Source organism: Streptomyces buecherae, from assembly GCF_014295035.1.
Lineage (GTDB): Bacteria > Actinomycetota > Actinomycetes > Streptomycetales > Streptomycetaceae > Streptomyces > Streptomyces youssoufiensis.
Genome location: NZ_CP060404.1, coordinates 6,658,758 through 6,682,487, shown reverse-complemented (window position 1 = coordinate 6,682,487; position 23,730 = coordinate 6,658,758). Strand labels below are relative to the sequence as shown.

Sequence of the window (23,730 nt, the reverse complement as noted above, 5' to 3'; positions counted from 1 at the left end):
TGCGGGCCGCGCCGGCGTTTGCCGGGGCTCGGCCCGTAACGGAGGCTTGACCGGGCCGACACCCCCGGCTCACGCCGGAGGGCGACCATGGAGACGTAGCGACACCCCGGCACAGCCCACCCACGCGTACCCGCGATTCGCCCGAGGAGACCGCCACCATGCTGGCCGCGCCCGCCCGCCCCGCCACCCGCCCGTCCGTGCGCCCGACCGTCGCCGTGGCCCTGCGCGCGATCGAGGGCCTGCTGCTCGGTGCCGGGCAGCGCACCGCGCGCCGCAACGCCTGGACGGCGGTCCTGGAGGACCGGCGTCGCGCCAAGGCCCGTCACGAGGCCGAACACGTGCTGGAGGCCGTGGCGACCCGCACGCCGCAGGCGACGTAAACTGCGGTACATGGCGAGGAAGGAAACATCCGAGAACCCCGGGCGGCTGAAACAGATCGCCCTGACCTACAAGATGACCAAGAAGGTCGACTCGAAGGTCGGTCTTGTCGTCGCGGCTGTGGGCATCATCACGTTCGGTGTCTTCCTCGCGATCGGCCTGTGGATCGACCATCCGATCCTGCTGGGCATCCTGGGCTTCGTGCTGGCCTTCCTCGCGATGGCCATCATCTTCGGCCGTCGGGCGGAGCGGGCGGCCTTCGGGCAGATGGAGGGCCAGCCGGGCGCGGCGGCGGCCGTACTGGAGAACGTGGGCCGTGGCTGGTCGGTGACGCCGGCCGTGGCCATGAACCGCAACCAGGACGTCATCCACCGCGCCGTCGGCAAGGCCGGCATCGTGCTGGTGGCCGAGGGCAACCCGAACCGGCTGCGGTCGATGCTGGCGGCCGAGAAGAAGCGCATGGCCCGCATCGTGGCCGACGTGCCGGTGCACGACGTGATGGTCGGTGACGGCGAGGGCGAGGTGCCGATCAGCAAGCTCCGGACGAAGCTGCTGAAGCTGCCGCGCGTGCTCCCCGGCGCGCAGGTCACCGCGGTCAACGACCGCCTCAGGGCGCTCGGCGACCTGATGAGCAACATGCCGATCCCCAAGGGCCCCATGCCGAAGAACGTGCGCATGCCGAAGGGTCGCTAGTCCCCCACCACCGGCGCGGCGCGCCCCAGAGCCTCCCACGAAGGGCGGCCCGAACCCTCCCGTTCGGGCCGCCCTTCGCACGTGCGGGCGCATGCGGGCCGCGTACGCGAGGGCCTGGGCGCGAGCCGCCGTGCGCCCCCGCTACGCCCGCCGTACGACAACGAAGCGCGCCCCTGGCGGGCCGGTGAGACCGCGAGGGGCGCGGGGGTGGAGCAAGGGCGTACGGGCGGGACCGTATGGCGCCGTACGCGGACGCGGACGCCGGCAGACACAGGCGTGGCAGGCACCGCACCGGCAGCCGTAACCGCCGGTACGCGAAGACCCGCGAGCGGCGGTGAGTCGGTATTGGGCGACGGACGCCGCGCCCGATACCGCGCGTGCTACGACGCGCCGCGCGCCGCGTGGACTGCGGGGCGTGGACTACAGGCGGACCTGGACGGCGCCCGCGGCCCGGTCGTGCAGGCCACGGGAGTCGCGGTCCCAGATGACGGCCGGGACGACCAGGCCGAGCAGGACGCAGCGGATCAGGGTGCGCGGCAGCGAGAGCCGGTTGCCGTTCAGGTCGACGACGCGGATACGCAGCAGCATCTTGCCCGGCGTGCAGCCGAGCGTGCCCACGGTGAACAGGGACATCACCAGGAAGACGGGCAGCGCCCAGTTCCCGGCCGACGCCGCGTCGCGGTCGGCGATCAGCCCGTACGCGATGAGGAGGCACAGCCCCCAGTCGACGAGGAGGGCGAGCATGCGCCGGCCGGGCGGCGCGACGGCGCCCCGTCCGTCGCGGGGCAGGCCGAGCCGTTCACCCCGGTAGCCGAAGTCGACGCCCATCTCCTCGGCCGCCGCGCGGGGCCCGGAGAGCCACGAGCCGATTACTTGCCTGTTATCCACCCCACCACGGTACTGCGACAGTGCCCCGTCCCGGCCCCTCGGGGGCGAGGAACGGCCCGGCGAGGGGCGGTGGCCGGCCACGGGCAGCGCGCGGAGCACGCGTTCCGGCCCCGCGTACCGGTTAACCTGAGCGAAACAAATGGGTCATGCTCGGGAAATCCCGGCTACCTATGGTCGGGCCCGGCGCACCACCGCACAGGTCAGCGCTATCGAAGCAACCCCGACCGCTCCCGGCCGGGCTAGGAGGAGTGGGATGTTCCAGAACGGCGACGACGCCAAGAAGTTCATCGCGGATGAGGACGTCAAGTTCGTGGACGTCCGCTTCTGCGACCTGCCTGGCGTGATGCAGCACTTCACCATTCCGGCGACGGTGTTCGACCCCTCCGAAGAGCTCGCCTTCGACGGTTCCTCGATCCGCGGCTTCCAGGCGATCCACGAGTCCGACATGGCGTTGCGCGCGGACCTGAGCACGGCGCGCGTCGACCCGTTCCGCCGGGACAAGACGCTCAACATCAACTTCTTCATCCACGACCCGATCACGGGCGAGCAGTACAGCCGCGACCCGCGCAACATCGCCAAGAAGGCCGAGGCGTACCTGGCCTCCACCGGCATCGCGGACACCGCGTTCTTCGGCCCCGAGGCCGAGTTCTACGTCTTCGACAACGTGCGCTTCAGCACCGCCGCGAACGAGTCCTTCTACCACATCGACTCCGAGGCCGGCGCCTGGAACACCGGCGCGGTGGAGAACAACCGCGGCTACAAGGTGCGCTACAAGGGCGGCTACTTCCCGGCCCCGCCGGTGGACCACTTCGCCGACCTGCGCGCGGAGATCTCCCTTGAGCTGGAGCGGTCCGGCCTCCAGGTCGAGCGCCAGCACCACGAGGTCGGCACCGCCGGCCAGGCCGAGATCAACTACAAGTTCAACACGCTGCTGGCCGCGGCCGACGACCTGATGCTCTTCAAGTACATCGTGAAGAACGTCGCCTGGCGCAACGGCAAGACCGCGACCTTCATGCCCAAGCCGATCTTCGGCGACAACGGCTCCGGCATGCACGTCCACCAGTCGCTGTGGGCGGGCGGCGAGCCCCTCTTCTACGACGAGCAGGGTTACGCGGGCCTCTCGGACATGGCCCGCTACTACATCGGCGGCATCCTCAAGCACGCCCCGTCGCTGCTGGCCTTCACCAACCCGACGGTGAACTCCTACCACCGCCTGGTCCCCGGCTTCGAGGCCCCGGTCAACCTGGTCTACTCGCAGCGCAACCGCTCCGCCGCGATGCGCATCCCGATCACGGGTTCCAACCCGAAGGCCAAGCGCGTCGAGTTCCGCGCCCCGGACCCGTCGTCCAACCCGTACCTGGCGTTCTCGGCGCTCCTCCTCGCGGGCCTGGACGGCGTGAAGAACAAGATCGAGCCGGCCGAGCCGATCGACAAGGACCTCTACGAGCTGGCCCCCGAGGAGCACGCGGGCGTCCCCCAGGTCCCCACCTCCCTGCCGGCCGTCCTGGACGCCCTCGAGGCCGACAACGAGTACCTGCAACAGGGTGGCGTCTTCACGGCCGACCTGATCGAGACCTGGATCGACTACAAGCGCACCCAGGAAATCGCCCCGATCCAGCTCCGGCCGCACCCGCACGAGTTCGAGCTGTACTTCGACTTGTAGAAAGTGGAGCTTGAACTCGGCAATTTAGTTGGCCGAGGACTCACCAAGCGTCTACCTCCAGCGCACCATGCTGGAGGTAGACGCTCGATGTGCTCGTCAGGGATGCGGCAGCCGTACGGCAGTGGCAGCGTGAAGTGAGTCAGCTTCTACAGCGCCACGGACAGTCCCCTGACAGATCACGCGCAATGCCTACTGCCCCAGCGCGCGGAAGGCCGGTCCTGACTCACGTAGCTGGTCGTCTGCCTTCTTCCGCGAAGACTCGCAAAGCCATGACAGTGCCGTCCTCACCGAAGGAGACCGGGCCCCACCCCGGCGCAGTCACACCACTCGGCAGCGTGGGACGGAGCTCATATGCGCGCTCCCGGTACGCCTCGACCTCCCCTCCAATCAGAAGCTGGTACAGGTCCTCTGCCAGCCCTGTGAACGCCTCCACGCGAGTCCGGTTCAACCTGAAAACCTGGTCGGTGCCGAAGAAGCGTGTCGCACCAAAGCGGTACTCCGCGTCCCGGACGCTGGACGACCCGGCGAATGTTCGCTGTTCGTAGTGCTTTCGGCCCTGTTCGCTGGTGAGATATTGAGCGATCTCCGTACCGGCGCCAGCGAATGCCAGTTGTCCTGCGGCGCCGGTTCGGGCGAGCACTTGACCGAACCATGCGCGTTCCTTCCGTGGAATGAGAAAGCCGTCGTGGAATCTCTCCTTGCCTGCGACTCCAGGGACTCTGACGGCGTTGACGTAGGGAGGGTTCCGCTTCGGTGGCACGGCATCCGCGCTACCACTTCCCGTAGTTGGCCGCTCAGGCAACAGACCCGGTCCCGGTGCCTGCAGAACATTGACAGTGATGCCTCCTGGAGCCAGCAGCTCGGTGGACATCAGCAGGCAGGGAGTGGCGTTCCACTCGGCGAGGTGGAAGTTCTCGGCACGCTCGCTGGCCCTCGCTAGTTGCTTGAACGCCGAGCGGTCGGTCTTCCCTGTGCGCTTGGTCGTCTTCTGGTGATTTCCGTTGACCGTCACCACGAACACCCGGGAGGGCTCGCCGGGCTTCCATGCCTCGATGAAGAAGTCAGGCCGTGGTCGAGCCCCCAGGGAGGGCCGCGAGCCGGGGCGCGCGAATCCGGCGAGCAGTACCGCCTCGGCATCGACGGTCGAGATCAGGTGATCCGGGAAGCGGGCCCGCACCGTGCGTTCTGCGATGGCCAGCCCCAGCGCGCGCCCCAACTCCCGAGCCTGCATCGCCCTGTAGGAGAGTTCTGGATTCTCCCCCTCCTCGGTGAGGGCCAGATAGCCGCTGGTACCAGGCCCCAGAGCCTGGCAGTACTTCAGGGCCTGCCAGTGTTCAGCCAAGCCTCTGCCGCGCCCATGACGAGCCAGAGTGGTGGCGCGTGCGAAGACGCCGAGCAACTCCCAGGGCGTGCTCGCGAGGTCCTCGCGCTCGGCCGTTTGCAGCGGTTCCAGTCCAGGCTTGCGAGGAACTTGTTCCTCCTCGCCGTGCGCGCGTGCACGTTTGCGGGCGATGGCCGTGGCTGCCTTGTCGGTGTCCATCACCAGGGAGGCTGTCGAGTTGACGCGTACAGGGATCCGATGGCGCAGTAGTGCCAGGGTGCTTTCCGCAGGTACCGACATGGTGTGTCACGGTACGGAGGGGGGAGCCGGCGCATGCAAGTGCGCATGAACTCCCAGAGAGGCTCCCGGCAGGCGAGTTGTTACTCCGGCGGCGCCCCCTCCGGTCTACGGCCTCTGGCTCGTGCACAGTGGGCACCCGTTACGCACCAGGCTCCCCATCACGTTCGTACTCGCGCGCCAGGCCGTGCGGCGGGCCTTCGCCGCGTCGGCCGCCCCCACTCCCATGACCACTCAAGCCGACCGGGGCTCGACCATGGCCCCGTGTCCCGTCGCGGTCTCGGCGCTCAGTCGTCGTCGTGGTCATGGTCGTGATGAATGTTGCCGTCCTCGTCCATGGTCGGGTGGAGCTTCATGGGGCCGTACCCGTCGACGTCGGTGCGGCGCGGGGGCTCCGGGCCGTCCGGGCCGCAGCGGATGAGGCGCTCGATGCGGCAGATGCGGTAGTGGCGGTCGCCCACGCACACGTCGTTGGCGTTGCCGGCGGCCTTGAACTTCTCGGCCGCCTCGACGTACGCGGCCTTCTCCCGCTCGTCGAACTCGTAGAGCACGGGCCAGAACTCGATCATCGCGCCGTGTAGCAGGTCGCGGGCCTCGTGTGGGGTGGCCATCATGGCGCCGTGCGGCTCCCAGCCGCTCTCGTTGCGTTCGGCCACGCGGAAGCCGACGGGCAGCAGCGCGATGTCCGGGTAGGCGGCGGCTGCCCGCTGCGAGTCCGCGCGTACGGCGGCGGGGTAGCGGGAGCCGGTGTAGGCGAAGTCGCGCATGCCCAGCTTCGTGGCGCCCGCGATCAGGCCGTCGTCCTGGTCGGGGTCGATGGCGAAGGCCACGTCAGGCGAGGGCTCCTTGCTGGGTACGCCCCAGGTCCGGTCGGCCGGCTCCCGGTCGGTGGGGCGGGGCGGCTCCAACCCGTCCTCGCCGCTGCGCGCGAACTCGTCCCCGCGTACGACCCGGTAGCGGACGCCGAGGACCTCGATCTCGTTGACCGGTTCGCGTTCGAGCACGGCAACGGCGGCCAGCAGTTCGCGTCGCACCGCGGGATCGTCGGTGTCGTCCTTGGCCTTGAACCACAGGTGCGAGTTGAGTGCGTCCCGGGACTGCTGGGGCATGCCGTCCGTCACCGGCAACAGCACTCGCCAGCCCGGCCCCACGGCGGGGTCCTGCGCGGCGACCCCGAAGACGGGCCCCCGCAGAGCCGGGTTCGGGTAGCGCCGCGAGGCGGTCACCGCGTCGGCCTCCGTCACCCAGGCGACCGGGTCGTCGCGGCGGACCAGCGCTGCGTGCAGGGCGTCGAGCTGTCGCTTCCAGTCATCAACCATGCGCACATTGTGAGCGACGTGGGTTGGTGGCCGGGTTGAAACCGCCCAAGTGGTCCAGGGGCGGGCGGGGTTGGGGCATGGTGGGTTGGTTGGGGAGTACGTCCGGGGGCGCTGCCGACCTGGATACAACGAGCGCGTGGCACAACCGTGGCAGGACACAGGGCGGGCGGTCGGAGCCTTGGAGCGCGCTGGGGGCGCGGCAGCCGACGCAAGCTCCCTTGCCACGTGAACACGTCAGGGTGTGGGCGTGCACAGTCAACCCGCCTTGCGCGCTGGCGGGTACTCGCGGTGCTCTCCGCCGTCGCGCACGCGACAGCGGTCACCTCCCTCACCACGGGCTCCCGAACGCCCGCCCACGTCTGCGCCCACGCCCACCCCGAGGAGCCCTCCCTACTCCCCCTCCTCCCCCTCATCCCGCACGCTCAGCGCCAGGTTGTTCGTAGCCGTGAAGAACGGCTTGATGCGGGTGGTGCCGCGGGTGGGGTGTTCGTGGTGGGCGGGGGGTGCGTAGTCGGTCTTCTTGCGGTCGACGATGTCGCCGGTGATGCGGCCCACCGGGACGGGGGCCCGGCCCGGGGTGCGGACGGTGAGGTCCCACAGGTCGTGTTCCACGGAGCGGCGGCGCAGGGCCTCCGTGTAGGGGAGGGTGAAGCTGAAGCGGCCGTCGCCCAGGTCCGTGACGGGGACGTCGAAGTCGTACGCGGAGTCCTCGCGGGCCGCGGCGTGCACGGTGGCCGAGGTCAGGGGGAGGTCGGTGGGGGCCAGTACGCGGGCGGTGAGGGTGGCCGCGTCGTGGTCGACGGCGACCCTGGTGACCTCGGCGTGGGCGGGGCGCTGCCAGCTCCGTAGGGCGAGGAAGCCGTCGGTGGTGGCGTACGGCACCCAGGCGGCGATGCCCTCGGCGTCGCGGGCGGGCGGTTCGCCGATCAGGCGGGCGGTCTCGGTGATGGCCGCGGTCAGGCGGGTGCGGTTGTGGGTGTCGCGCGGGGCGACGTAACAGTCCCAGCGGCCCTCGGCGAGCGCGTGGTCGCGGTGGCTCAGCAGCACGCCGGCCTCGCCCTCGGGCACCGGGACGCGGATCTCCCGGCGTTGCGGGTCGCGGCGCAGCCGGGCGACGAAGTCGAGGGGGCCCGGCGGGACGTCGGCCAGCCGGATGGTGATGTCGCCGTTGGCGCTCGATCGGGCGAAGGCCACGGTGCGCGGCGCCTCGGACGCCGCGCCCTGGGCCGCCGTGTCGCCGGCCGGCGCCGACGTCGCCTCGTCGCCGCGCAGCGCCGCCCGCACGCGCCGCAACAGGCCAGGGCGCGCGGGCTTGCGCTCGGGCGCGCGGTCGGCGCCCTGGCCGCGCGCGGCCTGCTGGCCGCGGGCCGGGGTGCGCCCCTTGCCGAGGGTGGTGAACAGTTCCTCGTAGCGGCGCCCGATGACGTCGGGGGCGAAGGTGGCCGCCTTGGCGAGCGCGCCCTCGCCCAGCTTGCGGCGCAGCGCGTCGTCCGACATGAGCGAGCGCAGGGCGGCTGCGTACGCGGAGACGTCCGTGCCGGTGGCCGGGGCGAGGGGGACGAGCAGGCCGTCCTGGCCGTCGCTGATGATCTCGGCGGGGCCGTGCGGGCAGTCGGTGGCGACGACCGGGACGCCGCAGTGCATGGCCTCCACGATGGTCATGCCGAAGGACTCCATGTCCGAGGAGACCGCGGCCAGCGCGCCCTTGGCCCACTCGGTCTCGATCGGCGACACGGCGCCCATCAGGAACACCCGGTCGTACAGGCCCAGTTGGTCGATGAGCCGGCGCAGCTTGGCCTTCTCGGGGCCGCGGCCGTAGACCCGTAGCGTCCAGTCGGGGAACTCGTCGGCGACCGCGGCGAACGCGTTGATCAGCCGGTCGTAGCGCTTGACGGCGACCAGCCGGCCGGCGGAGACGATGACCCGCGTGGCCAGGTTGGAGGGCTCGACCTGCGCCCTCGGCACACCGTTGGGGATGGCCAGGATGGTGGTGGTGATGTCCGGGAGGGCCGCGCGGTACTGGGCGGCGTCGGCCTCGGAGACGGTCACGAAGGCGTCGAGGTCGCTCAGGGCGGTGTTCTGGTCGGTGCGCAGTTGGTCGCTGTGCGCGTCGAGCGAGAGGTGCTCCTGGCCGATGCGCACCTGGTGGGGCTTGCCGTAACGGGCGAGGTAGCCGTTGAGGATGGGGCGGGTGGCGATCACCACGTCGGCGTCGGTGCGGGCCAGGAAACCGGCGATGCGCTCGTCGTGCAGCGCGGTGTAGTGCAGCCGGCCGAAGTCGACACCCTTGTCGGGGAACATCGTGTTGGGCCGCTTCGTCAGCTCGTGCTCGCCCTCGTAACCGGGGCTGTCCTCGCGCATGTCGATCAGGGAGCTGAGCCGCACCCCGGCGCCGTAGGTGAGCTGCGGCTCGTCGGCGACCCGGTGCACGCTGACGACCTCGACGTCGTGTCGGGCCGCCAGCGCGGTGGACAGGTTCACCGTCGAGCGGATGGTCCCCCCGATGCCGTACGCGTTGTGGATCAGGAAAACGATCTTCACTGTGGGGCTCCCACCGCTTCTGTCGTCACGGCCCGTCCGTGAGGTCGTGGACTGTTGGACCCCTGGCCTCGTCCGGCCAGAGAAAGCCCCTCGTCCAGGGGTTCGGAACCGCTGGGGCCCGGAACCGCTGGGGTTCGCAACCGCCGAAGGGCACGAGCATGATCGGATGCGTGGCATTCCGGGAGCAAAATTAACCCAAAGCTGGTTCGCCCGTCATCTCGCGGCTGAATTGCCTGCTCCCACCGTCGCACGCCCCTCCTCGGGCGCGGCGCGCGGGGCCGCGCGCCGGGCACGCGGGCGGGGCGCGTGAGCCGGGCCGTACGCGCGGCGGCCCGCCCCCCGGACGGGGAGCGGGCCGGTTCGCGCGACGGCGAGACGGGGCGGGAACCGGCCGTTTCCCAGGGTGGCGGGCCGGTCCGGGGCGCGGCGGCGCAGGGGTGTGGCGGGTCAGAGCCGGGCGGTCGGCGGGCTCACTCCGGCGCGTCCAGCAGGGCGCGCATCTCGGCGACCGCCGTGCGCAACTCGGCGGCGAAGGCGTGCATCTGGTCGGCCACCGGGCGCGGGGTGCTCAGGTAGACGTGGAAGCGGTCCGGGAGCAGGACGTAGGCGACGCCGATGCAGCGGGGGCTGGTGGAGCCGAAGCCGAAGTACTGGATGTGGGCCGAGGGCGCGGAACTCGTACTCAGGTAGTCGTCCCGCATGATCACCCATCCCGGGCTGCGGTAGAGCGCGGGCTGCTCGGCGACGCCGAGCTCCGCGCCTCGGCGGCGCTGGATCAGCTCCAGCTCCCACAGGTGCTGCTCGGGCGCCTGGCCGAGCTGGCACTCCCTGGCCCGGGTCACGTGCTGCTCGGCGGCCGAGCGCAGCGCGGCGCGGCGGGTGGCGGCGTCGGCCGCCGGGTCCTCCATCGCCGCCACGAACCGCTGGATCCCCGGGGTCACCACGCGCATCGCCTCGGTGCGCCCGCGCCGGTACTGGCGGGTGGCGATCGACTCGTACGTGGCGCCGAGCCGGCCCTTGGCGCGCTGGTGGGCGAGTTGGTAGGCGAGCTGTACGAACGCGTCCGGCGAGACGCCCAGCGACTTGGCGTGCTGGGCGCCGAAGTCGTCGAAGGAGACGGTGCGGGTGGCGGTGTTCTCGCCGTACTCCGCGAAGGCGTCGGCGGCCGAGCGCACCTGGGCCCGCAGCGCCGCGTCCAGCTCGAAGTGGATCGGGCGGGGCGTGGGCGCGCCCTGGGTGCACGCGCCGGCGCGCGAGGCGTGTTCGGACGCCGGGGTGCCGAGGACGGCGTCCACGAAGCTGAGGATGGTCGTGCCGTCCAGCTCGCAGTGTTCGACGTTGACGCCCGCCCGGCCGTCGGCGAAGACGATCAGGGACAGGGCCTTGTCGAACCAGCGGTTGCCCCGGTCGCCGTAGAGGAGTTCGTCACAGGCTTGCTGGGTGTCCGCGGGCGCGAAGTCCTCCAGGCAGAGGCAGAACAGCGCCGTCTCGACGTCGTCCAGGGCCGCCGCGTTGCGCGGGTGGCAGGCGAGCAGCGCGTCCCTGGCCGCGGCCCACTCCGCGCGGGCCATGGTGGTCAGGTGGCCCACGGACGTGTCGGGGGCGGGCGGCTGCGCGCCGGCGGCCCGCACGGCGCGCAGCCCGGCCGTCAGGTCGGCCAGGCTGTGCGGGGTCCCGTCCGGGCCGATGACGTCGAGGCGGAACATGTGGCCTCGGTGGAAGACCACGATGTGCCGGGCCCGCGACGGGCCGGGCCACTGCGCGGTGTACGGGGCGCGGACGGTGTCCTGTTCGGGGCCGGGGATGCGGGTGGTGGAGAAGAGGTACTTGTTCTGCTCCATCGACTGCGGCTGACCGCGCTGCACGAGCGGCGGCACCTGCTCCTGGTCGAGCAGCCGCTTGTAGTGCACGGCCCCGGCGATGAGCCCGGCGGCCCGCTCCACCTGCGGCTGGTCGGAGTCCCGCACCTCGCTGTCCTGACCACCCTGGCCGTTCTGGACACCTTGGTCGTCCTGGACCCCCTGGACCCCCTGGGCACCCTCGACACCTTCGACGTCCTGGAAGAGGAAGAAGAAGTTGGCGTTGAGCGCGATGCGGTCGCGTCGCCCCAGGTAGCGGTAGGGCCAGAAGATGTCGAGCCAACTGTGCACGCCCTCGCTCGCGTCGTACTCCGCCAGCGCCGCCTGCAGGGTCCGACCCACGCCCCCCTCCGCGGCGAACGCCGCCACCTCGGCTTCCGTCGCCGCGCGTTCCTCGGCGGTCAGCAGCGGCGCGCACCAGGCGAGGAACCGCTCGCAACTCTCCTCAAGCGTGGGCAGCGGGACACGCGGGAGGACGTCCTCGTGCGCGAAGGTGGACGCGCCGGCCGGGTCGGGGGCCGGCGCGGCGGCGCCGTGGGCACCTGCCGCCCCTCGGCCGGTCGAGGTGAGGTCCGTTTCCTGGCTGGTGTGCATGGGGCTGCTTCCTTCGGGCGCGGTGGACGGTACGGACGGCGACCGGGCCGCTCCCCCGGCCCGCCCGAACGGGCGGAGCGGGCGGCTCCGGTGTGGCTGTTCAGGGCGCGGGCGGGGGTGGGAAGGGGCGTGCGCGGGACGGGCGGCCTGGGTGGGGCGAGGGTACGGCGGGGCGCCCGGGCGCGCGGTCAACAGCGTGAGCGCGCCCGCGCGTTGAGGCTAGGGCCGGCGCCGACCGGACGGCGGGGCGAGGTGGGGCGAGGTGGGGCCCACCGTACGGGCAGCGGCCCGGTCGGCGCGCTCCGCCGGCCCGGGCGGCGGGGGTGCTCCGGCCCGGGTGGCGGGGTGCGCCGGCCCGGGCGGCGGGGGTGCGCCGGTTAGTCGAGGAGGCTGTCGCCGCGTACGGCGTCGGCCGCCAGGTGCGCGGGCAGCACCCGGCCGAAGAGTTGACGGGTACGGGCCACGCTGCCGACGACGCCGGGGCGCTGGCTGTAGGCGAAGATCGCGGAGTGCCGGGCGCCCGAGCCGCGCACCGGGCTCACCCGGTGCAGGCTGTAGCGGCCGGCGAAGAGTTGGAGGTCGCCGGGGCCGAGCCGCAGGCGCCTGATGAGCCGCTCGCCTCGGCCCGCGAGCACGTCCCGCACGTCGTCGAAGTTCTCGGACCGCGCCGACCTGATGTGCGGGCAGAACTCGAAGAGGCCGCCCTCCCGTGGCGCCTGGGTCAGCATGCTCACGGTGAACTCGTTGGTGTCGAAGTGCCACGGGTGGCCCTTGCCCGGCTCCACGACGTTGAGCACCAACCCGGAGAGCGGGTCGGCGAGTTCGTACAGCTCGGGCAGTGCGAAGCAGCGGGCGATGAAGCGCTGGAACGCCCGGTGCGCGTAGAGCTGGCTGATGAGGGCATCGGCCGGGATGTGGTCCCGGGCCACGAACGCGTTGCCGCGCTCGAAGAGCGTGCGGCCGGGGTGGTCGGCCGGCAGGTCGGCCGTCTCGGCGATGTTGTAGACGTTGACCGTCTCGACGTCGGCGTACGCCCGGGGCGCGAGCGCCGCGCACTCCCGGCGCAGGGCCTCGTGCAGCTCGGGGCGGACGAAGTCGTGCAGCACGGTGCAGCCGAGCGAGGCCAACTCGCGCCGCGCCCGGTCCACCACGGACCGCCCGACGGGCCCCGCGAGGTCCAGCAGGGGATATCGGGCCGTGTTGACCACCTGATCGAGCGACGTCGCTTCCGCAGTGCCCATGGGGGTCCTCTCCAGGTACGGGTCGGCCGTTGCGAGCCGGCGGCGAATGCGGCGAACCGGCGCGCGCCCGGCCCCGCCCCTGGGCGCCCCGCGGCACCCGGGCACGACTGACGGGCCCTGCGGCCCACCGCCTCAGCGGCAGCAACTCTACTGGCGAGTAACGCAGTTGGTGACGGCCATGGTGACGTCTTTGCCTGTGACACGTCACACGCTGCCCTACCCGCGCCGTCCATACCCCGCCCCTGACGCCCCGCGCGCACCCCGCCGCCCCGCGGCCGAAGCCGCGGGGCGGTGGGGTGGTCCGTCGCCTCGGTCAGTCGTCGTAGTGGATGAGCGAGCGCACCATGCGGCAGGTGGTGTCGGACGGCGGGTGCACGCCGATCCGGGCCGCGGTGGTGCGTATCTTGCGGTTGGACGCCTGCTCTGGGCGGTACACCCCGGCGTGCAGCAGGGCGATCGCCAGGCGCATGGCCTTCAGGCGGCGGTGGTGCGACTCGTACCACTCGCGCGGGTGGCCGGCTGGCACCCGCTTCTTCGGTAGCGTCGGGAAACTGGGCAGGTCCGGCAGGTACGGAAGAGGTGTTGCGGCAACGGCCATCGGCGTCCTCCAGATCGGTCGCTTGCCCTCTCTCTTACTCCCTTATTTTACGTCAGGGCACTGACAATCGCCCCAGGCCAGACGGGGTTTGACCGGGGTCGGAGCGGGCGGGAGGGGGTACCGTGGCGGGCATGGAGATCTGGATCAATCCGGCCTGTTCCAAGTGCCGCGGCGCGCTCACCCTGCTGGACGCGGAGGGCGTCGACTACACCGTCCGCCGCTATCTCGACGACGTCCCGAGCCAGGACGAGATCCGCGCCGTGTTGGAGCGGCTGGGCCTGGAGCCGTGGGACATCGCGCGCACCCAGGAGGCCGTGGCCAAGGAGTTGGGGCTGCGGGAGTGGCCGCGCGACGCCGGCGCGCGCGAGCGCTGGATCGCGGCGCTCGCCGAGCACCCCAAGCTGATCCAGCGGCCGATCATCACGGCGGACGACGGTTCGGCCGTGGTGGGGCGTACGGACGAGGCGGTGCGGGAGGCCGTCGCCCGCTCCCGGGGCTGAGCCCGCCGGCCGGGGGCGCGACGCCTGTGTCCCACGCACGGACCCGCGTCGCACGGGGGGCCGCCGCCCCCGGCCGGTGGCGTGCTCGGCCGGGGGCGGTGGTGCGGTGCGGTGTCAGGTGGTGCTGGGGGCCGGGGCGTACGGCGCCGGATGGCCCGTACCGTACGACGGCCGGCCCCCGCTTGAGTGGGTGCGCCGGGGTCAGGCGGCGTACTGGATGCCCTGCCGCACGGTCTCCGCGGCCTCGGGGCTGTCCATGCGGCCGACCAGGTGCAGCGCCATGTCTATGCCGGCCGAGACGCCGGCGCTGGTGACGACGGTCCCGTTGTCGACGAAGCGTTCCTCGACGCGGACGTCGACCGAGGTGTCGATGTCGGCGAAGAACTGGCCGTAGCGCCAGTGCGTGGTGGCGGGCTGGCCGGCCAGCAGGCCGGCGGCGGCGAACACCAGGGAGCCGGTGCACACGCTCGCCAACAGGGTGCCCTCGCCGTGGAGTTCGCGCAGCCACTTGAGGTGGTGTTCGTCCTCCTGGAGGACGTTGGTGCCGTCACCGCCGGGGTGGACCAGTAAGTCCAGCCGCGGGGCGTGCTCCACGTCGTAGTCCATCGTGAGGCCGAGCCCCTTGGAGCAGCGGACGACGCCGGCCTCGCGGCCGATCGCGAAGATCCGGACGGGGAACGAGGCGACGTGGTGGGCCCAGTAGCCGAGGACCTCCCAGGGTCCTACGGCGTCGAGTTCCTCGACTTCCTCGAAGAACAGCACTCCGACGTTCACGGGCGTGACGGTGTTCATGGAGAGTGACCAGCTTTCGTGATGTGGGGGACGGTAGGGGGTGCAGATGGTGCGCATGGTGCGGTTGTGGTGCGGTGCGGGCGCACGAGGGCGCACGCGGGCCGGGGAACCGGCCAGGGGGTGAGGGCTCGCGGCAGACGAACACCACGGGCGGGGCATCACCCGGGTGGTGCGATGGTGCGGGCCGAGCGGTGGAGCCGTGGGACAGGTGCTGTGCGGTGGGACGTGCGCGCACAGCGGGGCACGAGCCGGGCGACACCGCGCGGTGGGGCAGTGGAGCATGAACCGAGCGGCGGGTTCCGGTGTGCCGACGTGCTGTGGTGCTGGTGGTACGCCGCGGTCGGCCGGGGGCCGCGCGTGGGGACGCGCGGTCGGACCGGACCACGGGTGCACTCGTGCCCGGATGAACGGGCGCACGGGCGCACGTGCGGGGGTGGAGCGGGGGCGTGCGGGTGGTGCGGTGGCGCGGGTGGTTCCGGTGGTGCGGTCACGGTGGCCGTGCGGCCCGGGGGTCGGGCGGCCGGGCCTCCGGGCAGGTCGGGCGCTCGTACGGGGCGTGCGGGTCGGGCGGGTGGTCGCGCTTCGCGGGGCGGGGCGGTCAGCCCGGTACCGGGGCCTGGGCCTCGTGTGCGGTGGGGGTCAGGGGGGTGGGGTGCGCCGGTGGGACCGGCGCCGGGGGCGTGTGGTCGGACGGTTCAGCCGACGCGGCCGACGCGGCCGGGTCCGTCGTCGTGTCGTGGAGGGCCAGCGGGTCGGCGCCGTAGGTGATGCGGATGACGCCGTCGGCGTGCCGTTCCGCGACGGCCCGCACGCCGAAGACCTCGCGCAGGACGTCGGGGGTCAGCACGTCGAGCACCTTGCCGGCCGCCGCCACCACGCCCTCGTCGAGCACCACGAGGTGGTCGCAGAGCCGGGCGGCGAGGTCGAGGTCGTGCAGCACGGCCAGGGTCGTGGTGCCGGTGCCGCGGATCAGGTCGAGCAGTTCGAAGCGGGCGCGGATGTCGAGGTGGTTGGTCAGCTCGTCGAGCACCAGGAGCTTCGGCTTCTGCGCCAACGCCCTTGCCAGCAGCACCCGTTGACGTTCGCCGCCGGAGAGGGACGCGAAGTCCCGTTCGGCCAGCGGGCGGGCGCCGCAGGCGTCCATGGCCTCCGCCACGGCGCGATGGTCCTCGGCGCCGTCCCGGCCGAGCAGCCCGTGGTGGGGGGTGCGGCCGAGCGCGACGATCTCCTGGACGCACAGGCCCACCGCGTTGCTGTTGCTGTCCTGGAGGACGGCGGCGGTGCGCCGGGCGGCGGTGCGGGCGGGCAGTTTCCACACGTCGTCGCCGGCCACCCGCACCACGCCCTGGGCCGGGCGCAGCGAGCGGTAGACGGCGCGCAGCAGCGTGGACTTGCCGCTGCCGTTGGGGCCGATGAGGCCCACGATGTCGCCCTGGGCGGCGTCGAGGCTGACGTCGCGCAGGATGGGTTGGTGGTCGAGGGTGACGTGGAGCCCGTCCACGGTGAGCTTCATGTCGTCACGCTCCTCAGGGGGTTCACGCGGTTCACGCTGTTCATGCGGTGTCCAAGCTGGTGGCTCCCGGTCTCCGGGGCCCGTGCCTCGCGCCGCCGCGCGGCGGTCGGCCGAGCCGGGGTCACGGGCGCGTACGCCAGGGGCGGGCGGGCGGCCCGGGACCGCATCACGCTACTCACGAGGCATCAAGCGTCTTGTTGCGACGCAGCAGCCACAAGAAGAAGGGTGCCCCGAAAAGTGCCGTGAGGATGCCGAGCGGCAACTCATTTGGCCGGTTAACGGTGCGTGACAACAGATCGACAACGACGAGATAGATGGCCCCGACGACCGCGGCCAACGGCAGCAGCCTGCGGTGATCCGCGCCCACGGCCAGCCGTACCAGATGGGGAATCATCAGGCCAACGAAACCGATGCCGCCGGCGACGGCGATCACGGTGCCGGTGAGCAACGAGGACAGCACGAGCAGCGCGCCCCGCAGCCGGTGCACGTCCACGCCGAGCGCGGTGGCCGACTCGTCGCCGGCCAGCAGCGCGTTGAGCTGGCGGCCGAACAGGGCCAGGAAGACCGTGCTGGTCAGGACGACGGTGCTGACCAGGCCGAGCTGGTTCCACTTGGCGCCCGCGACGCTGCCCAGCATCCAGAACATCACCGAGCGCAACTCGGTTGGCGTGGCCTGGAGTTGGAGGTAGCTGGTGCCGGCGAGGAAGAGGTAGCCGACGGCCACGCCGGAGAGCACGAGGCGGGTGGGGGCGAGCCGGCCCCGGGTCAGGCCGAGCACGAAGACCAGCGCGACGGCGACCATGGCGCCGGCGAAGGCCGCGGCCGAGACGCCGAGCCCGCCCAGCGCGCCGCCGGCCATGGTGATGACCATGACGGCGCCCAGCGAGGCGCCGGAGGAGACGCCGAGGACGTACGGGTCGGCGAGCGGGTTGGCCACCACCGCTTGCAGGACCACGCCGGCGACCGCGAGACCGGCGCCGACCAGGGCGGCGAGCACCACGCGCGGGGTGCGGAAGTTCCAGACGATCTGGTCCAGGGCGGGGTCCGCGGCGGCGCCCGCGCCGGTGAGGTGGTGCCAGACGATCTGCCACACGTCGACGACCGGGATGGTGACCGAGCCGATGCTGATGGCCACCATCATCGTGGCGACGAGCACCGCGAGCAGGCCGACGAGCAGCGGCCCGGTGGGCACGTTGAGGATGCGCGGGCCCTTGGCCTGGCGCGGTGTGCGGGGCTTGGCCGTCGGGGTGGGCCTGGTCCCGGCGTCGACCGCGCTGTCGGTCGCGCCACGGGCGGCGAAGGCGCGCGGCAGGGCGCCGGCCAGCGAGCGGGCGACCCGGCCCGGCGGGGCGCCGGCGGCGCTCGCGTGCGGTGTCCGGGGCGGGTAGGGCTCCTCCGCTGCCTGCGCGCTCACCGCTCCCCCAGCGCCTCAGGGTGCAGCATCTCGCCGATCTTCGTCACGGCCAGGTCGTTGCTGGGCCCGAGGTAGGCCGAGTCGGAGAGGGTGACGTACCGGTTGTTCTTGGCGGCGGGCCACTGCGGGAAGTCCCGCAGCAGCTTGCGGGCGAAGGCCGCCGGGTTCTTGTCCTGGTAGCCGATGACCACCAGCGCGTCCACGGGCTCGGCCGCGACCTTCTCCTTGCTGAGGTCGGCGAAGGTGTTCTTGGTGACCGAGGCGAAGGCGTTGGTGCCGCCGGCCTTGTTCAGGATGTCGTTCCAGATCCCGTTGGCCGCCACGGAGCTGAAGTCGTTGGCGCCCATCGACATGTTGGAGAAGACCACCATGACGCGGGGCTGCTTGCCGCCCTTGGCCCTGATCTTGTCGGAGACGGCGGCGATCTTCCGCTTCGAGTCGGCGATCAGCTTCTCCGCGCGCGCCTCGACCTGGAAGATCCTGCCCAGGTCGCGCAGCAGTTGGTAGCTGTCCTCGATGGTCATCTTCGAGGTGTCCTCGTCGCAACCCTGCGGCGAGACGTAGCTGTTGGCCGCGACGGAGGCCAGGTCGTCCCGGGTGGCGAAGCCGTTGCCCGAGGAGAAGCCGTACGCGGTGGTGGAGAGCACCAGGTCGGGTCGCAGGCCCAGCATCGCCTCGCGCGGGATGTCGAAGGCGTCGTTGGGCTTGACGCCGCCGTCGGGCAGCTTCTCGATGGCCTCGGCGCGACCCTTCACCTCGGAGGCACCGTACGACTGCTGGTTGGCCACGATCCGGTCGCCGAGGCCGAGCGCGAGCAGCGTGGAGACCTCGGCGACGGAGGCGCCGTTCATGACGACGACACGGCTGGGCGCCTTGGTGTACGTGGTGCTGCGCCCGCAGTTCTTCAGCGTGACGGGGTAGCCGGCGCCGGAGCGTTCGCCCTTGGCGGCGTTCTCGGTCGTGGCGGACGTCGAACTTCCGCCGCAGGCCGCCGTGACCAGGCAGAGCGCTCCGGCCAGCACCGCCATGGCGGGCCGTTTCCTATGCATGCGGGCTCCTCGGGGGTGGGTCGGACTCCGCCTCAGTAGTCGTGGCGGAGTCCGACCCAGTTCCCGAGATGCCTCAACCCGCCGTGACGGGTTCCGGCCGGTCACCTCCCGTGGGGCGGGGCAGGCTGCCGGTTTTCACGCAATGGTCCAGGTATCGGAAGACCAGCGACCGGTCGATGGTCGGGCAGGTGATGCCGGTGTCGGCCAGGCCGCGCAGCACGTTGTCCGCGCGGATGTGGCCGAGCCTCAGCTCCGGCTCGGCCGCCGCCTCGGGTACGGGGGTGGCGCCGTCGCCGCTCCGCGCGCCGTTCGCGTCGGAGCCGTGGTCCGCGTCGCCCGGGCCGTCGAAGGTGTCGAAGAAGGCGAGCGTGGTGGTGGCCACGTCCGCGGCGCGTGGCAGTTCCGCGCGCCACTGGGACAGCGGCATCCGGCGCACCCGGTAGCCGTACGCGGCGATCCAGTCGTACAGGTCGTCCAGCCTCAGTTGCGGCGCCGGCGCGTGGTTGAACACGACGTCGGTGCCGCCCTCGTGGCGCAGGGCGAGCCGGACGACGGCGCGGGCGACGTAGTCCACCGGCGTCCACACCTCGGCCTCGAAGAGGTCGGGCACGATGCCGGCCGGGATGCCGGCGCGCAGCACGCTCCAGACGAAGTCGCGGTCGTTGACGAAGCCGGTGTCGGGGGCGCCGACGACCCGGCCGAGCCGGTGCAGGGTGACCGGAAGGCCACGCTCCGCCGCCTGCTCCAGGAGTCGTTCGGAGGCCCACTTGCTCTGCTGGTAGCCGTAGATGAGACCGGGGTGCGGCGGCAGGAACGCCTCGGGCACCTCGGGGCTGCGGCTGTACGGCGGGGCCGTGGAGAGCGTGGAGACCAGGTGGAACGGGATGCTCCGGTCGGCCGCCAGGCGCAGAAGCTCCCGGGTGGACTCCGTGTTGGCGCCGCGCAGGCTGGAGTACTCGCGCATGATGCTGACGGTCGCGGCGTTGTGGAAGATCGCGTCGCAGCTCGCGGCGAGTTCGGCCAGCCGTTCCGGGGCCAGGCCCAGGTGCGGGCGGCCCAGGTCGGCCGGCTCGGCGACGATGCGCCGGGCGGCCTCGCCGACGGCGAGTTGCTGCTCGTCCAGCGCCTGCCGCAGCCGGGCGGTGGCCTGCTCCCGGTCGGCCGCCCGTACCAGGCAGACGACCTCGGCGTCCGTGCTGGTCAGCAACTCGGCCAGCAGGTGGGCGCCGACGAAGCCGGTGGCGCCGGTGAGCAGGACCTGACGCGGCGGTGCCGTCGGATCGACCCGGGTCCCGGTGCCGGGCGCGATGTCGGCCTCCAGCTCCGCGTCGCGCGCCACGGCGGCGACGGCGGCCGGCAGTCCGTTCTCGGCCACCTCCGTCGCGTCGGCGGCCGGCGTGCCGGTCGCCTGGGCGGCGGCCGGCCGCGCGTCGGCCGGCGTGGCGGAGCCGGCCGGGCCCGCCTGCTGGGCGAGATGGGCCGCGAGGTCGGCGGCCGTCGGGTACTGGAACAGCCAGGCCACCTTGACCTCGCGGGCCAGCTCCACGCCGAGCCGGTTGGCGACCTGGATGGCCTGCAGCGACTGGGCGCCGAGGTCGAAGAAGTCGTCACCCGGGGCGATGTGGTCGGCGCCCAGGACCTGGGCCCAGACCCCGGTGATGGCCGCTTCCAACGGGTTGGCCGAAGCGGCGCCCGGGGCGTCGGCCGGGGCGGCGTCGGCGTCCTGGGCGGCGGGGGCCGGGGCGTCGAGGGCGGCCAGCGCCTTGCGGTCGATCTTGCCGGAGCCGGTCAGCGGGAGCCGCTCGTGGAAGGTGAGCGCGGAGGGGATCATCGCGGCGGGCAGCACGGCCCGCAGCGCCTCGCGTACCTCGGTGGCCTGCGGCGCGGTGCCGTCGGCGACCAGGTGGGCGACGAGCCGGCGGGTGCCGTCGGGCAGGATCTGCCCGATCACCGCGGCCTCGCGCAGACCGGGCTGGCGCAGCAGCGCCGCCTCCACCTCGGTGGGGTGCACCCGGTGTCCGCTGATCTTGAACTCGCCGTCGACCCGGCCGACGAACCGCAGCAGCCCGTCGTCGGCGAGCCGTACCAGGTCGCCGGTGCGGTAGGCGCGGGGCGCGCCCGGCAGGTCGGCCAGCGGGGCGAACCGCTCGGCGTCCGCGGTGCGGGCGCCGCGGTAGCCGCGCGCCAACGCGTCGCCGAGCAGGTGCAGTTCGCCGACCGTGCCGCCCTCGCCCGAGCCGGCGCCGGCCCCCTGGTCCGTCCCCCCGTCCACCGGGACGAGGACCGCCCGGGTGCCGGGCAGCGGGCGGCCGATGGGCACGTCGCCCGCGGCCAGCCCGGGGTCGTGCAGGTCGGCGACGGTGGCGACGACGGTCGCCTCGGTCGGCCCGTAGGTGTTGAACAGGCGCACCGACGACCCGACCGCGCGCCGCCAGCCGTCCACCCGCTCGGGCACGGCGGCCTCGCCGCCGATGATGACGGTACGTACCGAGGCGGGCAGCGTGGCGGAGCCGGTGGCGAGCGCGTACGCGACCTCGTGCCAGTACGCCGTGGGCAGGTCGAGGACGCTGACGCGCAACCGCTCGCAGGCCCCGGTGAGGGTGGCGACGGACTCGGTCATGTCGTCGGTACGCACGACCAGCGTGGCCCCGGCGCACAGGGTCAGGAAGATCTCCTCGACACTGGCGTCGAAGTGCAGCGGCGCGAACTGCATGACCCGGTCGTCCGCGCCCAGCTCGTAGCGCTGGGTGGCGCCGGCGACGAAGTGGGCCAGCGCGCCGTGCCCGATCTCCACGCCCTTGGGCTCGCCGGTGGAGCCCGAGGTGTAGATGACGTACGCCAACTCGTCGGAGGCGGCCCGCTCGGCGGCTGCGCGGTCGGCGCGCTGGGCGGCGGTCGCCGGCTCCGGGTCGGCCGCGGCGTCCAGGAGGAGTACGGGGACGGTGCCCCTACCGTCCGGCAGTGCCACGGCGAGCCCCGCCGAACCGCCGGCGCCCGCGCCGCCGCCGGGCAGCTTGGCCACCTGGTTGGCGGTGGTGAGCACGGCCGCGGCGTCGGCGGCGGCCAGCAGGGCGGTGGTGCGGGTCGCGGGCGCGCCGAGGTCGATCGGGCAGTAAGCGGCGCCCGCGTAGAGCGTGCCGAGGATGGCGGTGACGGCATCGATGCCGCGCGGCAGGGCGACGGCCACGAGCGCGCCACGGCCGAGCCCCTGCGCGGTGAGCCGCTCGGCGAGCCGGCGCGCCGCGGCGTCCAGTTCGGCGTAGCTCACGCGCTGGTCGCCGTGTTCGACGGCGGTGGCGTCGCCCCGGGTGGCGACCCGCTCGGCGATCTGGTCGAGCACGGGGCGGGCCGCCGCGCGCAGCGGGCCACCGTCCACGACGGGCCAGTCGGCCGCCGTGGTGCCGCCTGCCGGGCCGGTCGCGGTGGTGGCCGGCGCGGGGCTCTCGGCGAGCTGCGACAGCGGGCGGTGGGGCTCGGCGAGCGCGGCGCGCAGCAGCGCGAGCAGCCCGCGCTGGTGGGTGGCCAGGTCGCTCGCGTCGTACAGGTCCGGGTTGGCGTCGAAGGCGAAGCGCAGGCCCGCGCCCTCGGCCCGGTCGTAGACGTTGACGGACAGGTCGTCGACGGGGCCGGCGGACACGTTGTGCACGGTGCTGGCGTGGCCGGCGAAGCGCAGGTCGTACTCGAACGGCATGATGTTGACGCCGGGGCCCGAGAGGCGTCGCTTGCCGCCGACCAGCTTGAGGTCGCGCCGCAGGTGCTCGTAGCGGTAGCGCTGGTGGGGCAGGCCGGCGCGCAGTTCGGCGGCCACCCGCGGGGCGAGGTCGGCGAGGCTGTCGTCCGGGCCGGAGGCGACCCGCAGCGGCAGCACGTTGCGCACCATGCACGGCACGCGCAGCGACACCGAGCCGAGCCGGCCCATGACGGGCACGCTCAGCACGGCCTCGGGGGCGCCGCTGACCTGCTGGATGTAGCGGGCGGTGATCGCGAGCAGCACGTCCGACCAGGTGACGGAGAGTTCGTCGGCCCGCTGGCGCAGCGTGGTCACCTCGGCCGGCGCCAGGTCGGTGATCTGCCGCCGGAAGGTGCGGGCGGGCAGCGCGGAGTCGTCGGTGAGGCTGGGCACGGGGGGCCGGTCGGCGTACCGCGCCGCCCAGTACGCGCCGTCCTTGTCGCGCCGCGCGGAGTTCTGGTACGCGTGCTCCTCGTCGCGCACGGACTGCAGCGTGCCGAAGCCGCTGTCGCCGGTGGGCCGGCCCGCGACCAGCGCGGTGTACACGTCGGCGACGCGGCGGGCGACGAGCGAGAGCCCGAAGCCGTCGAGCGCGATGTGGTGGACGCGGTGGTACCACCAGTACTCTTCCGGCCCGACGCGGAACAGGGCGTGTCCGAAGACCGGTTCGCGCTCCAGGTCGACGGGGCGCGCCATGTCGCGGGCCATCCAGGCCAGCGCGGCGGCGCGCGGCGCGGCCTCCGGGGTCAGGTCGGCCACGTGCGGCTGCCAGTCGGTGGCGTCCGCGGTGACCTGCCAGAGCTTGCCGTCCTCCACCGTGAAGCGGACGCCGAGCGCCTCGGTCTCGGCGACCACCTGGCGCAGCGCGGCGACGAAGACCTCGGTGTCGACGGGGCCGGCGACGCACACGTACTCGGCCGTGTTGAACGCGGGGCTGTCCAGGTCGAGTTGCTGACCGGTCCAGATGCCCTCCTGCGCGGCGAGCAGCGGGTGCCGCTCCCCCGCGCCGTCCGCGCCGAGGCCGGCGGGGGTCGCGGTGCCGCTCTGGGTGCCGTCAGGCTTCGGCATGTTCGACTCCCGCCTGGCGTTCGGCGATCAGGTCCCACCACTGGGCGAACGAGGTGCGCTCGGCCAGCTCCACGAAGCTCACCTCGGCACCGGCCGAGCGCCAGCGCTCGGCCAGGGTGACGATGCGCAGCGAGTCCAGGCCCGCGTACAGGGGGTTCTCGTCGAGGTCTACTTCATCCGGCTGCTGGTGCAGCACCTCCGCGAGGTCGGCGCGGAAGGTCGCCAGCGTCAAGGGCTCAGACATGTCGTTCTCTCTTGGGTAGCGGGGCAGG

The 23,730-nt window shown here is 72.8% G+C and carries 17 protein-coding genes; 4 read left to right on the top strand and 13 right to left on the bottom strand.

All coding sequences use genetic code 11. The annotated features are described in order from the left end of the window. Nucleotides 1–158 precede the first annotated feature (158 nt). Together H7H31_RS26550 and H7H31_RS26545 are read left to right on the top strand one after the other, a co-directional pair. Complete coding sequence (locus tag H7H31_RS26550; protein WP_176161241.1) at nt 159–380, top strand: SCO2195 family GlnR-regulated protein; 222 nt, start codon at nt 159–161, stop codon at nt 378–380. A gap of 10 nt (nt 381–390) precedes the next feature. Next, entirely contained in the window at nt 391–1,071 is a 681-nt protein-coding gene (locus H7H31_RS26545; RefSeq protein WP_176161242.1) for a DUF4191 domain-containing protein, read from the top strand. A 420-nt stretch (nt 1,072–1,491) separates the two neighbouring features. On the opposite strand, the gene H7H31_RS26540 is transcribed toward H7H31_RS26545, so the two are convergent. Then, complete coding sequence (locus H7H31_RS26540) at nt 1,492–1,959, bottom strand: RDD family protein (protein WP_187061245.1); 468 nt, start codon at nt 1,957–1,959, stop codon at nt 1,492–1,494. A gap of 253 nt (nt 1,960–2,212) precedes the next feature. On the opposite strand from H7H31_RS26540, the gene glnA reads away from it, so the two are divergent. Continuing rightward, nucleotides 2,213–3,622, top strand: coding sequence for a type I glutamate--ammonia ligase (gene glnA, locus H7H31_RS26535; protein WP_187061244.1), 1,410 nt, complete (start codon nt 2,213–2,215; stop codon nt 3,620–3,622). Between the two features lie 223 nt (nt 3,623–3,845). Here glnA and H7H31_RS26530 read toward each other — a convergent pair whose 3' ends face one another. From H7H31_RS26530 to H7H31_RS26505, 6 genes are all read right to left on the bottom strand, one after another. Further along, the gene (locus tag H7H31_RS26530) at nt 3,846–5,162 is read right to left on the bottom strand and encodes a hypothetical protein (protein ID WP_232110098.1); all 1,317 of its coding nucleotides are present in this window, start codon (nt 5,160–5,162) and stop codon (nt 3,846–3,848) included. 365 nt (nt 5,163–5,527) lie between these two features. Further along, the gene (locus tag H7H31_RS26525) at nt 5,528–6,559 is read right to left on the bottom strand and encodes a DUF5954 family protein (protein WP_187061243.1); all 1,032 of its coding nucleotides are present in this window, start codon (nt 6,557–6,559) and stop codon (nt 5,528–5,530) included. A 390-nt stretch (nt 6,560–6,949) separates the two neighbouring features. Further along, nucleotides 6,950–9,100 (bottom strand): glycosyltransferase family 4 protein, encoded by a 2,151-nt coding sequence (locus H7H31_RS26520; RefSeq protein ID WP_187118106.1) that lies wholly within the window; start codon nt 9,098–9,100, stop codon nt 6,950–6,952. Between the two features lie 470 nt (nt 9,101–9,570). Continuing rightward, nucleotides 9,571–11,553, bottom strand: coding sequence for a choline/carnitine O-acyltransferase (locus H7H31_RS26515; protein ID WP_187060258.1), 1,983 nt, complete (start codon nt 11,551–11,553; stop codon nt 9,571–9,573). Between the two features lie 377 nt (nt 11,554–11,930). Further along, entirely contained in the window at nt 11,931–12,794 is an 864-nt protein-coding gene (locus tag H7H31_RS26510; RefSeq protein ID WP_187059952.1) for a HalD/BesD family halogenase, read from the bottom strand. A 313-nt stretch (nt 12,795–13,107) separates the two neighbouring features. Next, complete coding sequence (locus H7H31_RS26505) at nt 13,108–13,392, bottom strand: hypothetical protein (protein ID WP_176161264.1); 285 nt, start codon at nt 13,390–13,392, stop codon at nt 13,108–13,110. A 131-nt stretch (nt 13,393–13,523) separates the two neighbouring features. On the opposite strand from H7H31_RS26505, the gene H7H31_RS26500 reads away from it, so the two are divergent. Next, nucleotides 13,524–13,892: an arsenate reductase family protein gene (locus H7H31_RS26500; RefSeq protein ID WP_187059951.1), complete on the top strand. Its 369-nt coding sequence runs from the start codon at nt 13,524–13,526 to the stop codon at nt 13,890–13,892. A 201-nt stretch (nt 13,893–14,093) separates the two neighbouring features. Here the strand turns inward: H7H31_RS26500 and H7H31_RS26495 are convergent, their stop codons facing one another. The 6 genes from H7H31_RS26495 to H7H31_RS26470 form a co-directional block, all read right to left on the bottom strand. After that, a complete protein-coding gene (locus tag H7H31_RS26495) occupies nt 14,094–14,666 on the bottom strand; it encodes a DJ-1/PfpI family protein (RefSeq protein WP_232110097.1) in 573 nt (190 codons plus the stop codon). A 616-nt stretch (nt 14,667–15,282) separates the two neighbouring features. Continuing rightward, nucleotides 15,283–16,197, bottom strand: a complete 915-nt coding sequence (locus H7H31_RS26490) for an ABC transporter ATP-binding protein (protein WP_187118105.1) — start codon at nt 16,195–16,197, stop codon at nt 15,283–15,285. A gap of 175 nt (nt 16,198–16,372) precedes the next feature. Then, nucleotides 16,373–17,338, bottom strand: coding sequence for a FecCD family ABC transporter permease (locus H7H31_RS26485; RefSeq protein WP_176165977.1), 966 nt, complete (start codon nt 17,336–17,338; stop codon nt 16,373–16,375). 269 nt (nt 17,339–17,607) lie between these two features. After that, nucleotides 17,608–18,660, bottom strand: coding sequence for an ABC transporter substrate-binding protein (locus H7H31_RS26480; RefSeq protein ID WP_187062967.1), 1,053 nt, complete (start codon nt 18,658–18,660; stop codon nt 17,608–17,610). A gap of 73 nt (nt 18,661–18,733) precedes the next feature. Then, nucleotides 18,734–23,458, bottom strand: coding sequence for a non-ribosomal peptide synthetase (locus H7H31_RS26475; RefSeq protein WP_187062966.1), 4,725 nt, complete (start codon nt 23,456–23,458; stop codon nt 18,734–18,736). Next, nucleotides 23,445–23,702, bottom strand: coding sequence for a phosphopantetheine-binding protein (locus H7H31_RS26470; protein WP_176161270.1), 258 nt, complete (start codon nt 23,700–23,702; stop codon nt 23,445–23,447). The genes H7H31_RS26475 and H7H31_RS26470 overlap by 14 nt, the downstream gene beginning before the upstream one ends. Nucleotides 23,703–23,730 lie beyond the last annotated feature (28 nt).

Excerpts from the sequence above, each read along its gene's own strand:
- H7H31_RS26550 (WP_176161241.1), top strand. The coding sequence starts at position 159 with ATGCTGGCCGCGCCCGCCCGCCCCGCCACCCGCCCGTCCGTGCGCCCG.
- H7H31_RS26545 (WP_176161242.1), top strand. The coding sequence starts at position 391 with ATGGCGAGGAAGGAAACATCCGAGAACCCCGGGCGGCTGAAACAGATC.
- glnA (WP_187061244.1), top strand. The coding sequence starts at position 2,213 with ATGTTCCAGAACGGCGACGACGCCAAGAAGTTCATCGCGGATGAGGAC.
- H7H31_RS26530 (WP_232110098.1), bottom strand. The coding sequence starts at position 5,162 with ATGGACACCGACAAGGCAGCCACGGCCATCGCCCGCAAACGTGCACGC.
- H7H31_RS26525 (WP_187061243.1), bottom strand. The coding sequence starts at position 6,559 with ATGGTTGATGACTGGAAGCGACAGCTCGACGCCCTGCACGCAGCGCTG.
- H7H31_RS26515 (WP_187060258.1), bottom strand. The coding sequence starts at position 11,553 with ATGCACACCAGCCAGGAAACGGACCTCACCTCGACCGGCCGAGGGGCG.
- H7H31_RS26510 (WP_187059952.1), bottom strand. The coding sequence starts at position 12,794 with ATGGGCACTGCGGAAGCGACGTCGCTCGATCAGGTGGTCAACACGGCC.
- H7H31_RS26505 (WP_176161264.1), bottom strand. The coding sequence starts at position 13,392 with ATGGCCGTTGCCGCAACACCTCTTCCGTACCTGCCGGACCTGCCCAGT.
- H7H31_RS26500 (WP_187059951.1), top strand. The coding sequence starts at position 13,524 with ATGGAGATCTGGATCAATCCGGCCTGTTCCAAGTGCCGCGGCGCGCTC.
- H7H31_RS26490 (WP_187118105.1), bottom strand. The coding sequence starts at position 16,197 with ATGAAGCTCACCGTGGACGGGCTCCACGTCACCCTCGACCACCAACCC.
- H7H31_RS26485 (WP_176165977.1), bottom strand. The coding sequence starts at position 17,338 with ATGATGGTGGCCATCAGCATCGGCTCGGTCACCATCCCGGTCGTCGAC.
- H7H31_RS26480 (WP_187062967.1), bottom strand. The coding sequence starts at position 18,660 with ATGCATAGGAAACGGCCCGCCATGGCGGTGCTGGCCGGAGCGCTCTGC.
- H7H31_RS26475 (WP_187062966.1), bottom strand. The coding sequence starts at position 23,458 with ATGCCGAAGCCTGACGGCACCCAGAGCGGCACCGCGACCCCCGCCGGC.
- H7H31_RS26470 (WP_176161270.1), bottom strand. The coding sequence starts at position 23,702 with ATGTCTGAGCCCTTGACGCTGGCGACCTTCCGCGCCGACCTCGCGGAG.